This window comes from Leptospirillum ferrooxidans C2-3 (assembly GCF_000284315.1).
Classification (GTDB): domain Bacteria; phylum Nitrospirota; class Leptospirillia; order Leptospirillales; family Leptospirillaceae; genus Leptospirillum; species Leptospirillum ferrooxidans.
Genome location: NC_017094.1, coordinates 1729080 through 1744706 on the forward strand (window position 1 = coordinate 1729080; position 15627 = coordinate 1744706).

Annotated in this window: 15 protein-coding genes and 1 other RNA gene; all 16 read right to left on the reverse strand. The window is 48.5% G+C overall.

The window, feature by feature from the left end:
- Nucleotides 1–28 precede the first annotated feature (28 nt).
- Complete coding sequence (locus LFE_RS13190; protein ID WP_014449867.1) at nt 29–925, reverse strand: M23 family metallopeptidase; 897 nt, start codon at nt 923–925, stop codon at nt 29–31.
- Nucleotides 925–1275, reverse strand: a complete 351-nt coding sequence (cutA, locus tag LFE_RS08785; RefSeq protein WP_014449868.1) for a divalent-cation tolerance protein CutA — start codon at nt 1273–1275, stop codon at nt 925–927. Before cutA ends, LFE_RS13190 begins: the two co-directional genes overlap by 1 nt.
- Nucleotides 1272–2207, reverse strand: a complete 936-nt coding sequence (locus LFE_RS08790; protein WP_014449869.1) for an NAD-dependent epimerase/dehydratase family protein — start codon at nt 2205–2207, stop codon at nt 1272–1274. Before LFE_RS08790 ends, cutA begins: the two co-directional genes overlap by 4 nt.
- Before the next feature lie 42 nt (nt 2208–2249).
- Nucleotides 2250–3002 carry a TlyA family RNA methyltransferase gene (locus tag LFE_RS08795; protein WP_041774964.1) on the reverse strand — a complete coding sequence of 251 codons (753 nt, stop codon included), beginning with the start codon at nt 3000–3002 and terminating at the stop codon, nt 2250–2252.
- A 23-nt stretch (nt 3003–3025) separates the two neighbouring features.
- Nucleotides 3026–4915: a 1-deoxy-D-xylulose-5-phosphate synthase gene (dxs, locus tag LFE_RS08800; RefSeq protein WP_014449871.1), complete on the reverse strand. Its 1890-nt coding sequence runs from the start codon at nt 4913–4915 to the stop codon at nt 3026–3028.
- Nucleotides 4915–5838 (reverse strand): farnesyl diphosphate synthase, encoded by a 924-nt coding sequence (locus tag LFE_RS08805; RefSeq protein ID WP_014449872.1) that lies wholly within the window; start codon nt 5836–5838, stop codon nt 4915–4917. Before LFE_RS08805 ends, dxs begins: the two co-directional genes overlap by 1 nt.
- Nucleotides 5831–6103 carry an exodeoxyribonuclease VII small subunit gene (gene xseB / locus LFE_RS08810; protein WP_041774291.1) on the reverse strand — a complete coding sequence of 91 codons (273 nt, stop codon included), beginning with the start codon at nt 6101–6103 and terminating at the stop codon, nt 5831–5833. The genes LFE_RS08805 and xseB overlap by 8 nt, the downstream gene beginning before the upstream one ends.
- Complete coding sequence (xseA, locus tag LFE_RS13195) at nt 6096–7664, reverse strand: exodeoxyribonuclease VII large subunit (RefSeq protein ID WP_014449874.1); 1569 nt, start codon at nt 7662–7664, stop codon at nt 6096–6098. Before xseA ends, xseB begins: the two co-directional genes overlap by 8 nt.
- A 1-nt stretch (nt 7665) precedes the next feature.
- The gene (locus LFE_RS08820) at nt 7666–8493 is read right to left on the reverse strand and encodes a TIGR00282 family metallophosphoesterase (protein ID WP_070100180.1); all 828 of its coding nucleotides are present in this window, start codon (nt 8491–8493) and stop codon (nt 7666–7668) included.
- On the reverse strand, nt 8483–10048 hold the full coding sequence (rny, locus tag LFE_RS08825; RefSeq protein WP_014449876.1) for a ribonuclease Y: 1566 nt from the start codon (nt 10046–10048) through the stop codon (nt 8483–8485). Before rny ends, LFE_RS08820 begins: the two co-directional genes overlap by 11 nt.
- Nucleotides 10049–10276: 228 nt before the next feature.
- The gene (locus tag LFE_RS08830; protein ID WP_014449877.1) at nt 10277–11554 is read right to left on the reverse strand and encodes an AAA family ATPase; all 1278 of its coding nucleotides are present in this window, start codon (nt 11552–11554) and stop codon (nt 10277–10279) included.
- 71 nt (nt 11555–11625) lie between these two features.
- Nucleotides 11626–11806: non-coding RNA, 6S RNA (gene ssrS, locus LFE_RS13470), on the reverse strand.
- 7 nt (nt 11807–11813) lie between these two features.
- Nucleotides 11814–12155 (reverse strand): hypothetical protein, encoded by a 342-nt coding sequence (locus LFE_RS08835; RefSeq protein WP_014449878.1) that lies wholly within the window; start codon nt 12153–12155, stop codon nt 11814–11816.
- Nucleotides 12152–12436: a hypothetical protein gene (locus tag LFE_RS08840; protein WP_014449879.1), complete on the reverse strand. Its 285-nt coding sequence runs from the start codon at nt 12434–12436 to the stop codon at nt 12152–12154. The genes LFE_RS08835 and LFE_RS08840 overlap by 4 nt, the downstream gene beginning before the upstream one ends.
- Nucleotides 12437–12441: 5 nt before the next feature.
- A complete protein-coding gene (locus LFE_RS08845) occupies nt 12442–14490 on the reverse strand; it encodes a lytic transglycosylase domain-containing protein (protein ID WP_014449880.1) in 2049 nt (682 codons plus the stop codon).
- Nucleotides 14477–15616 (reverse strand): energy transducer TonB, encoded by a 1140-nt coding sequence (locus tag LFE_RS08850; protein ID WP_014449881.1) that lies wholly within the window; start codon nt 15614–15616, stop codon nt 14477–14479. Before LFE_RS08850 ends, LFE_RS08845 begins: the two co-directional genes overlap by 14 nt.
- Nucleotides 15617–15627: the final 11 nt, after the last annotated feature.

Here is a 15627-nt window from a genome sequence, read left to right on the forward strand (position 1 = left end):
TCACTCCTAAGATAGATGGTCTTCCCAATCATTCAGTCAGAACTTCACTTGCCAAAAATGCTATAGGGTCGATAGGTTTCCCAAATTTTCTGAGCTCAAAGTGGAGATGAGGACCATTTGTCATCCCCGAAAGACCAACAGTACCGATGATATTCCCGCGGTGGACCATCTCACCTTCACGAACGTCCACTTTTCCAAGGTGAGCATAAATCGATGTCAGCCCCATCCCATGAAATAACATGACATATCGGCCATAGTCTGACGCAAATCCGGTCTGGAGAACAAAACCATCAGAGGGGGCCATAACCACAGTCCCGACTTTCTGCGCAATATCGATTCCCGGATGAAACTCTTCTCCTGTTCCCATCTGGCTTTTTCTTTTTCCAAAAGGAGAAGTGATCCAACCCTTGAGAGGCATTTGCCATTGCCCCTGAATTTCAAAATGGCTCCATCTGATTTTCTTTCCTAAAACGACCGGAACACCTCCAGACCTTTTCAGATTGGAGGGAGTCCCCCCATTGGATGAATCCCTAAAGTTCGGTGAAACATTTTGATCCACTTTCCCAGAAGCTTCCCCCTGTGAATTCAAAGAAGGATTTCCAGTGTTCGAGCCTTCCGTCATTTTTGATATTTGGCCATCAAGAAGATTGACCTGTGATAGTTCAGCCTCAAGTTGTTCCAGCTTCTTCCGATAATCCTCAAGATGCATTTTTTGTGTTTGGGTCTCAAGAATCAAGTTATGATAAAAAACAAATTTTTTGGCTTCTACGACATAAAAGAAAATCATTGTGCCGATTCCGAACAAAAACAGGACAAAACCGACAATCACAAGATGAAACATCCAACGAGGAAGAGTCCATTGAATGGACTTTTCCGTTGCCCCCGGAAGGATTGTGATAGTAACGGTTCTTGGCATTTTTGCCATTAGGTTTCACCTGGTGGAGTATCTTTTGGATGAAGTGGGGAAATAGATTCCAAAATCCAGGAGAGGTAGGAAGAAGATCCTCCATCAATCGCCTGGAAAATGATTTCAGGAACCTCATACGGATGACTTTTCTTGACCTGCTCAATCAGCAGATCTGAACAATCGGATGTTGTCTTTAAAAGGATCATCACTTCTATCCCCCTGACAACATCCCCTTCCCATCGATAGATAGAAAGACCTGGCTCAAAGACATGACCACAGGCGACAAGCCCTTTCTCAACAAGGGATTCGACAAGGTTGCAGGCTTCATTCCTGTCCGGGTGAGAGATCCATACAGACATGAAACTCATTTTGAATGACTCATAAAGTACTCCAGAGTCTTCTTTAGTCCTTCCAAGAGACTCACCTCAGCCATCCAGTCCCATTCCGAATCCGGCCTGTTTGTGGAAAGCACTCTTGCACGACCGACCGGAGCCGTTCCGCCTTCATACTCTAAGGGAACATCTCTACCGGAGAGAAGTCTCAGTTGTGTAAAAACCTCTCTCTCAGTTCCAGCCTCATATCCGGAAATATGGACAACTCCTCTAACCTTTTCGGTCAGAATGGATGTGATGGCTCTCACCGCATCATCAATGTAAAGGTAATCTCTATATTTCAAGCCATTGTTCTTGAGTCGCATTGACCAGTACGGATATCCGTCCAAAATGAACCTGGAAGCCCTGGCAATAAATCCTCCCTCCGCAGATTGGCGCATTCCTGGACCATAAACCGGGGGAAGTCTCACAATCGAAAAAGGAACTCCTTGCGCACCCAGACGATACTGAAGATATCGTTCAGCCAAAAGATGTGCTGAACCGTAAGGATTTTCAGGATTGGCCGGGGTCGACTCATCTTTCGGCTCCTGACTACCTCCGGAGAGGACCTCTCCTGTGCTGACAAAGACAACAGCTTCAATCGGAAGATCACTCAAAGACTCTGTCAGACGAAGAATAGGGAGAATCGTTCTTTCCAAATCTTTTTCAGGTTGTTCCGCAGACACATCCGGATCAGACTGACCTGCAACATGAATATATACGAAAGGTAATTTAGGATCGACATAGCGCTTGAGAAGCTTGGGTTGTGAGAGGTCTGCCTTTTCAAAGGCCAATCGTTTCTGTGCCAGCAGAGGAGAAACACCACTTTTGAGGTCATCGATCGCAAGAACCTCCATTCCCAAGGACGCCAATTCTCTTGACAGTGCCCCACCAATAAACCCCGCACCACCTCCGACGATTAGTTTCAAGTCTAAAAACGCCTTTCATTTGAAATGGAATAGACCGTTCCCTTATTGGGGAGGCTTTCTCGAAAGGAAGAGGAGATATTCCTGATTACCTTTTCTCCCCTGGATAAGGGACGGGAAACACCCCTTGACCTGCCATCCTGATTCCTCGGCAAAAAGAAAGAAGCTGGCAATCAAACTCCGTTGCAAAATCGGGTCCCGAACCACCCCTCCGGGACCGACAAACCGGGAAGCCGCTTCAAACTGAGGCTTGAAAAGCGGGAGAAAAATGCCTCCGCTTCGCAACAGGTATTCAACGGTCGGAAGAATTTTCCGAAGAGAAATGAATGAAAGATCAGCAACAACTCCATCCACTGGCCATGAAGGAACCCAAGAGCCAAGATGGCGCACATTCACACCATCAATGCTGGAAACTCTGTTATCTGAAAGGAGTGACGATGCCAGTTGTCCACGGCCAACATCTACTGCCAGAACTCGACTCGCACCTTTTCTGATCAAACAATCCGTAAAGCCACCAGTTGATGCCCCAAGATCAACATACGAACGCCCTTCAGGAGAAATCCCAAAAAAATTCAGGGCACCCTGAAGTTTCTCCCCGCCCCTCCCAACAAAAGGAGCAGGAAGTGATTTTTCAGGCAATAAAGAAAGATCATCAAATCTGGCTTGATCGGATGGTTTTTTTTTAACAACCCCTTTAACGCTGACCCTGCCACTTTCAATCAGGATCAAAGCGCTCTCCCTGGAATCTGCCCATCCCTTCTTGAGAACAAGGGAGTCCAGCCGTTTAATGTCTCCCAATGATACCTCTACCTTTTGGGAAATCAATTTCCTCCGGAAATCCATGTCCTGACTTTTTCCAAAACCTTTTCGGATGTCAGACCGACATGATCCCTCAAAAACTTGATTCCTCCATGCTCGACGTACTCATCTCCAATACCAAGACGCATCAGGTTCGTCGAAGATAGAAGTCCATGATCCGAAGACCACTCCAAAATGGCTGCACCAACACCTCCTATCAAAGAACCTTCCTCAATGGAAACCAGCTTTTTCTTCCCGGAAATCAGCTTTTCAAGGAGTTCTCCATCAAGCGGTTTGGCAAAACGAAGATTGACAACCCCTACAGACCGTCCCTCAAGAGCGAGCTGTTTGGCTACTTCAACAGCAAGAGGAACCATCTGCCCATAGGCCAAAAGGGTTACATCGGAACCTTCGGAAAGAACCTCTGCCTTTCCAATGGGGATTTCCCGGAAATCTTGTTCAAGCCCGACTCCCTCACCCTCACCTCTTGGGTATCGGACAGCAATTGGTCCTTCATGCCTGAGAGCTGTATACATCATATGTCTCAACTCATTTTCATCTTTTGGAGACATCAGGACCATATTCGGGATATGTCTCAGGTAGGCGATATCAAACACCCCATGGTGCGTAGGCCCATCCTCCCCGACGAGTCCTCCCCTGTCCAGAGCAAAAAACACAGAAAGATTCTGCAAACATATATCATGAACAAGCTGGTCATATGCTCGCTGAAGGAAAGTCGAATAGATCGCTACAACAGGTTTGGCTCCCTGGGCAGCCATTCCGCCAGCAAGAGCAACGGCATGCTGTTCGGCAATTCCCACATCACAGAAACGATCCGGATGGATTTTGGAGAAATCGGACAAACCGGTTCCTTCGGGCATGGCTGCCGTAATGGCAAAAAGCTTGGGGAAAATCTCAGCAAGGTCTAGCATTGTCTGGGAAAAGACCTTAGTGTAAGTCGGCCTCGATGAGGGCTTTTTGATAAACTCACCGGTTTTAATGTCAAAGGGTGTTACCCCATGAAACTTGACCGGGTTATTTTCAGCAGGTGCATATCCCTTTCCCTTGACCGTGATCACATGAAGCAACACCGCACCAGGATGATTCCGAAGCCTGGATAATGTCTCCAAAAGCAATGGAAGATCATGTCCATCAATAGGACCTACATAATGGAGTCCCATCTCCTCAAACCATATCCCTGGCTGGGAGATCATTCCGACCATGGAATCGTGGGCTGCACGAGCAAACTTGGCGACCTGATTTCCGATGACGGGGATTCCCTTCATTGCATCTTCGGTTTTTTCACGAAGCCCTGACCATCTGGGATCGGATGTAATTCGAGCAAGCATTGTGGACAAGGCACCCACATTCTCAGAGATTGACATCTCGTTGTCATTAAGGATGATGAGAAGATCCTTATTCCTATGCCCGGCCTGGTTTAATCCTTCCATGGCCATACCTGCCGTAAGAGATCCATCCCCAACAACACAGGCTACCCGATAATCGTCCCCCGAGAGATCCCTGGCCTCTGCCATTCCCAAGGCAACGGAGATGGCCGTCCCGGCATGGCCGGCGGAAAAGGCATCATGAGGGCTCTCTTCCCGTTTCGGAAAACCTGCAAGCCCCTGCCACTGACGAATTGTGGACAAGCGGTCCAGACGTCCCGTCAGCATCTTGTGGGGATAAGCCTGATGCCCAACATCCCAGACAATTCTGTCACGCTCAGTATCAAAAATGCGATGCAGTGCGATCGTCAGCTCCACCACACCAAGTCCTCCTCCAAAGTGACCACCAACTTTGGAAAGGACTTGGATCATTTCCAATCGAATTTCCTGTGCGAGATTCCCCATTTCGTCCATTGTGAGCTTTTTGATATCTCTTGGCCCACCAATTCTTTTAAGGATGTCAGTCATTAATTCCTTCTCTCTATAATATATCGTGCAATTCCCCTCAGATGATCAGCTTTTTCACCTAACCCGGAAACAGCATCAAGAGCAGCTTCAAGCTTCTCTTTTGCCATTTTTTTGGCCCCATCAATACCTAGGAGGGCGGGATATGTATTTTTTAAATGATTGTTATCTTTTTGTGCTGCCTTTCCAAGAGTTGCGGCATCACCCTCAACATCAAGGAGATCATCGGCGATCTGGAACGCGACGCCGACTGATTCACCATATTGATCCAGTGAGTTAAATTCGGAAGCACCTGCCTCCCCTAACAATGCACCAATCCTGACAGATGAAAGGATCAGTGCTCCTGTTTTGTGCCTGTGCAGAAACTCCAGGTCTTCAAGAGAAATCCGTCGACCTTCACTTTCCATATCAAGCATCTGACCACCAACCATTCCAGCCAGACCCGATCCGTGAGAAAGCTCCCGCACAACAGCCAGTCTCACTTTTTCAGAAGACAGCTCATCATAACGGGGATCGGACAAAATCGTAAAGGCATAAGTCAAAAGGGCATCCCCTGCAAGGATTGCTGTTGCATCCCCAAAAACAACATGATTGGTTGGCTTTCCACGACGGAGATCATCATTATCCATTGCAGGCAGATCATCATGAATCAATGAATAGGTATGAATGAGTTCAAGAGGAAGAAGAAGTGGGATATAAGGTTCGGGATCATGACCGACAGAAGAAAGCGCCGCCATCGACAGGATTGGACGAATCCGCTTTCCACCAGCGAGCAGGCTATACCGCATAGATTCGGACAAACGACCGAACCGACCCGCCCATGGCTCCAGAAATAGGGAAGACAATGCGGAATCCACCAAAGCTTTACCATAGTCCAGAAAAGCTTCTATCTCTTTCCCGGAATTATTTTTGACCAACTCAACCACCGTTCTCTCTCTCCTCGTTTTTATTGACCGGAACCTGATCCTCAAAGGGAACTTCCATATCCCCCTTCATCAGAAGAGTTATGCGACGCTCCGTATTCTCGAGAACCCCCCGGCATTCCTTCGACAGAACAACCCCTTCCTCAAAAAGGGCTATGGCTTTTTCCAGCGGAAGACCACCACCCTCCATGAGGGAAACAATCTCCTCTAGCCTGGCCATTTTTTTCTCAAAAGAATCGGCTCCTTGAGAGGATTTACGACTAGCCACCACTATTCTCCTCTCCTATTGCTCCATGTGGTGAAATAGAGACAGGAAAGGATGGGGCCTCAAGATGGGCCGCAGCCACATTCTCAACACTGAGGATCAAGGAATAGCCCTCCATCATTGCAGAAAGTCTTTCCCCTTTTTGAGGAGGCGAAGATTGTGTGACAAGCTGGCCAGACTCAAGATGAAACAAAAGAGCGTATCCCTTCTGGAGAACACCCATTGGCCCAAGTTGGGCAATACTTCCCTCAAGATGACCAAGGCGTTCCCGAAGACGAGAAGCTGAAAGCGACATCGATCGGACAAGCCTGTCTTCATAAAAAGAGAGACGGGCAGCCTGTTCGCCGATCGTAACATTCAATGATTGGGAAAGACGAGAAAAGAAAGCAGACAGGAGACGATGTGTCACCATTGTGGCTTCTGAAGGACTTCTCAGGCGAGACACCCACTTCGAAAGTTTTTCTGAGGATAGATTTTTCTGAGCGGTAACAAGACTTCTCATGACTTCTGACTGTCGGTCAAGTTGTTTTCTGGCGATATAAAGGCGCGCGCCCATGGAGGCGCCCATTCTTCTGGAAAACCAATCCAGAGAATGAACCCTGGAAGAAAGCCTGTGAGGGAAACGATGAAGTTGCTCATCAAGGGACTTCCTTTTGCTTTGAACATCTGCAAGGAGACGGAGCATTTCCCTTCGACTTCGCATGTCGAGAATACCCAAGCTGGATAAGATAGGTCGATTGTCAGAAATCACTTTTTCAGCTGCTTCTGATGGAGTTGCAACGCGAAGGTCACTTGCAAGGTCCGCAATCGTGATATCTGTCTCATGTCCCACAGCTGATACAACGGGCACAGATGAAGAGAGAATTCCCCTTGCCAGTCGTTCACTATTAAATGGCCACAGGTCTTCCACTGAACCACCGCCCCTTGCGATGACAATAACATCCACTTCAGGAATGGCCTGCGCTGCCAGAAGAGCGGAGAAAATCTCTTCTGGCACGCCCGCACCCTGAACCCGAACGGGAACAACAACAATAGGGACCGCTGGATTCCTTTGTCCGGAGATCCGGAGAAAGTCCCAGAGTACAGAGCCTGTCCGGCTCGTCAATAAGGCAACCTTTCTCGGAAAGGAAGGGATTCGTCTTTTTCGTCCTGGAGCAAGAAGCCCCTCCGAATCAAGCAACTCTTTCACCCGTCGGAACTCCAGATGGAAACGTCCCAAGCCGGAAGCCTCCATCGAGAGAATCACCAATTGATACTCTCCACGGGCTTCATAAACAGTGAGTCTTGCTCGCACTAAAACTTTTAACCCATCCTTGGGGACAATTCGTGACATCTCCATTGCGCCACGAAAAAAGACGGCTTTTATCTGGGAAAAGTCATCCTTCAAGGTCAGATAGGCATGGCCGGATGGTTTTGCCACCTTGACATTCGACAATTCCCCCTCCAGAAAGATCGTTCCGGGAAAAGCGGACTCAATCGTCCCCTTGACAGCAAGCGTCAATTCCGAAACGGTGAAAACATCCTGAATTCCAGTATTTTTCAAACGACCCGAATCGATCGCCATCTTAAGGAAAGACCTCCCGGAAAAGCTCAGCCTTTTCGATACGAACCCCATTTGATGTTGAGGAAATCCCCAGCAAAAGGGCACAAAACAACAACTCCCCTTCTCCCACAGTAAAAGGGGCCGGGACATGTGTCCGGTATTTTGAAAGGGCCATTTCCGGAGCAACCCCAATAACCGACCAATGCGGGCCGGAAAGACCGACATCGGTGAGATACCAGGAACCTCCAGGTAGCTTTTCCAAGTCATTCGTCTGGACATGGGTATGGGTTCCGTACATGGCAGCCACCCTCCCATCAAGATGGAACCCCATCGCCCGCTTTTCTCCGCTGGCCTCTCCATGGAAATCCACAAGGACCAAATCAGGCGATATCCCCTGATCACTCCATCCGGACAAAACTTGGTCTGCCGCGTGAAAAGGACAGTCGGATGGAGCCATGAACACCCTTCCGATCAAATTCAGGACTCCGACTCTCAAACCATTATCAAGAACATAGATTCCTGAACCAACCCCGGGACAAAGACTCGAATAATTCAGCGGACGGAGAACCTTTCCATCCTTTTGGAGCAGATCGATCACACCCTTCTGGTCAAACAGGTGGTTTCCCGTCGTAATCACCGATACGCCCATATCAAAACATTCTTGGGCGGTCTTTGTGTTCACCCCTTTCCCACCGGCCAGGTTCTCGCCATTGATGACTGTAAAAACAACTCTTCTTTGCGAAGAGATCTTTTCAAGCCCCAATGACAAGGCCTTCCGGCCAGGTCGACCAAAAACATCCCCAACAACCACGATCCAAGATAGCGAATGATTCAACTCATCAGCGGGCATATTCGACGATCCGACTCTCCCTGATGACTGTCACCCTGATCTGACCGGGGTATGTCAACTCAGACTCGATCTTCTTCGCGATCTCCCTTGAGATGGTCGAAAGATCCTCGTCATTGATTTCATCCTGCTTGACAATGATGCGAATCTCCCGACCTGCCTGAATTGCGTAAGCCTTTTCAACGCCCTTGAAGGAGTTGGCAATATCTTCGAGTTTTTCTAGTCGTTTCAAATAAGCGTCCATACTTTCACGCCTTGCACCGGGCCGGGCTGCCGAGATCGCATCGGCTGCCGCAACCAGAACAGACTCCAGACAAGATGGCTCAACATCTCCATGATGGGAGGCAATCGCGTTGATAACCCCCTCAGGCTCGCCATACTTTCTGGCCGCTTCGGCTCCAAGCTGAGGATGAGTCCCCTCATTTTCATGAGTCAGAGACTTTCCGATATCGTGCAAAAATGCAGCACGTTTTGCCAGCTTGGCATCAATTCCGATCTCTGCCGCCATCATGGCGGCCAGGTTGGCCACTTCCTGTGCATGCAAAAGATTGTTCTGGCCATAGCTTGTCCGGAACTTGAGCTTCCCCACAAGCTTCAGAATTTCAGGATGAATATCCGAAATTCCAAGCGAAAAAGCGACTCGCTCAGCTTCTTCTTTCAACGTCTGGTCAAGCTCCTTTCGAACCTTCTCCACAACCTCCTCGATTCTGGAGGGATGAACTCGACCATCAAGAAGCAGTCTTTCAAGAGCAATCTTTGCAACCTCTCGGCGTAATGGATCAAAGCCGGAGATAATAATGGCATCAGGAGTGTCATCAATAATCAGATCGACCCCGGTCGCTAACTGGAATGCCCTTATATTACGGCCTTCACGACCAATAATCCGTCCTTTCACATCTTCTGAGGCGATTGGAACAACTGAAACGCTGACCTCTGCCACATGGTCATTCGCATATCGCTGGATAGCGTGGGTCATGATCTCCCTGCTTTTACGCTGGGCGTTTTCCTTTGCCTCCCGCTCGAACTTCTGTGCAGAACGGGAAACATCCATCCGAATAAGGTCTTCCGCTTCACGCAATAGCCGTTCCCTGGATTCTTCCAGGGACAGACCGGATATCTCTTCCAGTTTTCGATGCTCTAGAGAAATCATTTCTTCAAGAGCCGATTCCTTCGCAACGAGAAGCCTGTCCCGGAGCTTCAGTCCCTCAAGATCCTTTTCGAGTTTCAGCTTCAGTGCCTCAAGGCTTTTCTGCAAATCCTCCATGGAAGATTCCCGAAGCTTGAGCGCCTGGTCTCTGGCCAGATCGACCTGCCTTCTCTGGTTAGCCTCTTCCTCAAACTGGACTTTCGCCTTGAATGCGATCTCTCTGGCTTCAAGCTCGGCGTTTCTGACAATCGATTCCTTCCGTCGAATAGCCTCTTCCTCAATTTCAGAAGCAATCCGTTTTCTCTCAGCAACAATCCCGTCAACCTTCTTTTCGGCAAGGGAGCGGCCCAAAACAATACCTACCCCCAAGGCGAGGCCAACGCCCAAAAATATTATTATGCCTGTGAGCATGAGACCACCTCAGCATTCTTCTTTAAATCCATTTTGAAAACCATTTTTTCATATTTCATAAATAGATAATAAAATCATCACAATATTCCAAAGAATTATCATAACACAATACAGGTCAAAATGAAACCTTTAAACACATAACTCTTTTTTAAATATAAACTAATTAACAATAAGAACTATCCGACCGAAGTGGCGAAAGACTACTCCGGATTTCTCCATCCATTTCCCCTAATCAGCCTCCTCTCCATTTCTGGAGTGTAAGCCCTTCTCCCAACCCGACTGACCGGGCTGATAGTAGTTGTGTTCAGGCGGAATCGACCTCTGGGGAGAAATTCCCTTTGGCTGATCAGGTGGATAAAGATAACTGGACTTCCCTTCTCGCTTAAAATAAATAGGAACGGGCGGAAGAAACCCATCCCTGACAGCTTGAATGGAGCGATCAATCGCTTTGTAGGCGGCATTGCTTTTTGGAGACAGGGCAAGGTAAATGGTCGTTTCTGACAAAATAATACGCGCTTCGGGCAATCCGATAGCAGAAACTGCGGCAAGACAAGACGTCGCCATCGTCAGGGCAAAAGGTTCCGCAAGCCCAATATCTTCGGAGGCCAGAATAATCAATCTTCTGGCGATATACAGAGGGTCCTCCCCTGACTCGATCATCCGGGAAAGCCAATGGAGAGCTCCATTTGGATCGTGGTTCCTGACCGACTTGATAAATGATGAAATCAAATCAAAATGATTTTCCCGATCAAGATAAAGCCCGCCTGTTTGCCCCATTCCGTTCAGGAGGGAGGCTTCAGCGATCACAACCTCCTTTTGATCGGAGTGAGAGCGATCCATTTCAAAAGCCCATTCGAGCGCGCCAAGCATTCTCCTTGCATCTCCACCGGACCTCTCAAGAAGAAGTTTTCGCCCGCTCCCAGAAATGACAACTGGCCGACCGGACTGTCCCGAAAGAAACAAAATGGCCCGATCCAGAATCTGGCCAATCTCCTCAGGAACAAGAGGGCGAAACTTGATCGAAAGGACTCTTGAAGCAAGAGCCGGGAGAAAGGTTCTCAAGGGGTTTTCATTCGAAAGTCCAATCAGAATAATATCCCCTTCATCCACCGGCGCGATCAGGAGATCCTGGTGAGTTTTTCCAAGCCTGTCTATTTCTTCCACGACAAGAACATGTCTCGAACCTGCTTTGCGGTCTCCCTTTGCCCGATCAATCGATTGTCTTATTTCTGAAGCGGATGTTTCCGAGCCCCTCAGTGTTGTTTGGCAAACTTTATGCAGCTTGAAAAAAAGATGGATAAAAGCCGATTTTCCACATCCTGGAGGACCATAAAGAACCAGTGACCGCAAAAAACCCGTTTCCAGAACATGACGCAGGACCCCTCCCTCCTTTGAAACATCCTGTCCGATAAATCCCAATGGACCATCAAGTGATTCAGGCCAAAGACGAGCGGCAAGAGTCGCAAAAGGAAGGCTTGGTGGACCATCACCAAAAATGGATTTCATGGAATTGGCATCCTGCTATAGGGAAAATCGGGGAATGGGCAATGTCGGGAAAAGACCGTCACATGATCAAATAATGCCCCGCTACTGCCGTTACGGTTTTTTTTGAGATACCTTAGGGGATAAGGATTGGTGCTGTAGGCCATTTTAGGCTTCCCGGAGGTTTCCGGGCATGCTCACCATGAACACTGACACACCATTTCTCAAGATTTACAGGTAACAAATTAAACCGCGCCTCGTACAGAGCAGGGCTTCAATCATTCTATTCCTGTCTTCCTGGATCAACAAGTACTTTCTTGGAAGATGCCTGGATATCAAGAAGATTCTTTACAGTCGTATCAAACAAACTTTTCCAGCGATCATTTTCCTTTTTGAGCTGTGATATTTCTCGGTCTTTACTCAGAACCTCATAGTTCTTTTCGATGGCAACAATAAGCCCTATGACCTCCATTTTCAGATTATCAGATGCCATGATCTTGGCAACATGAGCCGCAATCATCCGCCCGGACTCTGCCATCTGTTCGGGCTCGAAGACACCTTTGATGGTGAGTGTCTGCTCACCGATACGAACATAACAGACCGTATTTTTTTGAGAGGTCTTCATGTGGTTTTATGACCTTCCGGACGACTCTTGTCATTGGAAGAGTCGAGCGCCTTTTCCAGAGTCAATTCAATCCTTTTCAGTGTTTCTCTCAAAAACACCCTTTCCCGATGCGATAGATTGAGGCGATGAATAAGCCTTGCCTTTTCCCCCTCAACGGAGCGAAGCTCCTGCCGAAGGGAGAGGATTTCCTTTGTCTGAAGATCGAGAAGTGCCTTCAGGGAATGGACTGCGTCCTGAAGCGTCCGGGCATGCTCCCATTCGACCGGATCTCCGAAAAGCATCTACTTCATCTCCCTGAGATAAAAAGAGTCGGAGGGGACTTCTGGAGAACAGCGTGGTTCCAGAGAACCTCCCTCGCATAACGCCTGGTCTCAGTATAGGGAATCCCTTCGATAAAAAAGTCCCAATCCATCGATGCAATGCCTGACCACCTGACAATCGAGTGCATTCCCGCATTATAGGAGGCAACCGCACGCTCCGGGTTTCCCGGAAAATGATCAAATAGTCTCTTCAGATATAGACCACCAATCAGGGCATTGACATAATCACCCCGAAGTGACCCGAGATTCAAGCGGGCATCCTCCAAAAGCGAAGGGCTCTCATGACTGATCGTGGAGAGTGCCGTCATCGGCATGAGCTGCATCACTCCCATGGCTCCATCGATAGACAGGACCGTTGGATCAAACCGGCTTTCCTGCCGGGCAATGGACACAGCCCATGTAACCGGAACCCCCGACCGCTGAAAAGCGGAAATTACTGATGGAGAAAGAGACTCGGTCTTGGATAAAACAATCGATGGTCGAGTTCTTCCAAGAACAGCATCGATCAGGAGAAGTTTTCGGACGGGATCAAGATGAAGATCCAAAGCTCCATACCTGAGAAATCTCTCCTTCGTCATCAAATGATCCCGATACGCAACATAATCGGTCCAGGCGGCCCCCCACAACCCCAATTGAATCAACTTCAGAAGCCTCTGCCGATGGGACAACGTCAAATGAGACATCTGTGGAGACGGATGATGGAAGGCAACAGGCAAACTCCCGCAATCGTCTCCGCAGGACAAACTCGCCCAAAGCGAATAAACAGACTCGGGCCATAACTTCATGACCTTGCGGTAGCGTCTTTGGGCTTGTTCAAGTCGATGTTCCCGTGCATCGAGTCTTCCCAAAAAATAAGTGACACGGGGAAGAAGCTCATCATCCCCTTCATCTATCAGGATTGAGGAAAGCTCCTTCCATAGGGTACGGGCTTGTTCTGTTTCTCCATGGGAAAAGAACCAGAGCCCTGAAAGCCACAAGGAAGTCTCGCCGGATGAGAGGGACTTCAGCGGAGGCGGAGGTAACCAGAGAGGATCAAAAGTGGTTTTTCCCGACGCAATCGAGGCCCGGAGAGAAGCATTGGAAAGGACTCTTCCTGCTATAGACAAAGGATAACGGGAGAGAAAATGGTGAAGGCAATCTTGCTTCACCGTGTTGGAACCTTCTGCCGAGCACCCTTCAAGCCACAAAGATGACAAAAGCTTTGCCCCTTTTGCCGACTTGCCTTTTTCAATCAGGGACAGTGCCTCATCTTTTCTGGACTCGGAAAGAAGGCCGGAAGCCGCAAAAAGGATTGCCCGGTCGCGATAGGGAAAAGCAGGACGAGTTTTGAGATAGGCCAATGCTTCATTCAAAACAATTTTCTTTTGTCCCATGGAATAAAGTGTTCTCCAACGTGGGATCAGGAATGCCCCCATGGATGCGTTATTTGGTAAACGCTGGAGGGCAAGCCCCGCTTCCGGAGCAAGAGGATGATCCTGGTAAATGCTCTTCCAAAGTGCCAAAGCCCGTTGGAAATGGCCCCGGTGATATTCCAACAGGGATCGTTGCCACAACGCCTGAGCGGAATGGGAACCAGATCCTCCTTCCGGATGAAAATAATTCGAGTCTGGGAACATTGCTGACAATCGGCGAAAAAGAGAGTCCCCTGAATATTTCTTTCCCATCTGTCCCTGGTAGGCTCTCCAGAAAACAAGGTCCGCATTCCTGCCCACATGTCTCAGGACTTTCCTGATTTTGGAATCCGACAGGGAAGCTGGAGGATTGAGGTATCCTTCAAGGAGGTAATATTGATTGCGTCGCTGCCGGGAAAATCCATTGACTTCCGGGACTGTAATCTTTCGGATGTCTGCTTTCGCCTTTTTTTCATCCCCAAAAGACAGATCTCTGACAACCCTGACAAGTGGATTTCCAGAAGATCGACCCTGGAGGGAAGTATCCGCATAAGCAGAAAAAAATGGGAAAAGAATCGTTATGGAAACAGACAAGACAATCCCGGAGAACCTATTGAATGACATGGAACCCTCCGTTATAAAAAATAAAGGCCCAGGTCAATGTTAGCTCTTTTTTATGAAAGGCGGTCGGGAGTGGAATATAGGGAGATGCCACACGGACAATTCTCAATGCTTCTTCGTCAAGAATGGCCGACCCGGAACTTCTTGAAAGAGTCACCCCGTCCAGTGTTCCGTCCGCAAGGATTCGGAAGGTCACAAGAGCCCGGCCCGTTATTCCCCGAGAGGCAGCCTCTTCAGGATATTCTCCTATTGTCTCAAAGCGTTCCTGTATTCGCTTTATATAGCTTGAATAGGTTTCATCTTCCAGATTGGCCATAATCCGGTCTGTTGGATCGGGCTTGTCCGAATATGCCGGAGATAGATCCTTGGAAAGATTCAGGTTCTTGGAAAAAGGATCCCCCAGAGATTCCTGGGACAAGATCCGATTGAGATCCTTTGGTGAGATTTTCCGGACAATTTTCGTTGGTTTTTCCGGTTTTTCACTTGGAGAGACTGGAGCCGTTTTAGCCATTCGTTCAGAATGTTTTTCAGTCTCCTTGGCTTTGTTATGATTAGGGTGATCATGCCTTTCGGATTTTTTGACCTGTGAAAGCCCGGGTTCCATCTTGGCAAGGGGAGCTTCCCTTTCCGGCTCCGATGGTGCAACCTTTGGACGGGGCGTTACCACTCTTGGCGGAGGGGGTGCGGTCGATGGCCTTAAAACTGTTTTCGAGTCATGATGGTTAGGCTTGCCTGAAAGGGAATGTCCTTTCGGAAGCGGCGGAGCAACCGTCCGGGTCGATTGAGGAACCTTTGATGGATCAAGGATGTCAACAAATACAGGCTTTCTTTCTTCTGCCAGCTTTTTTCTCATCGCCTCGGTCATCGGTGGTTTTTGTGGAGCGATCAGATCCTCAAGACGATTCAAAAGCGCAGGATCCTTGATCATCAAAAGCAACAAGGAGCCGTGAAGCAGGATGGAGACAAGGACAAACCAGCGAAAGGCCCACCGTATATCGTCTTCACCATGGTTAACAAGAATCAGCGCCTGCCGGTAAGGAGGCTTTTCAAATGCATCGAATTCGATGATACCCGCTCCTCGAAAGGCGCAACTCGCCCACGGTTGATTTTTCTCTCTTCTTGAGTCCAAATTGAACCATC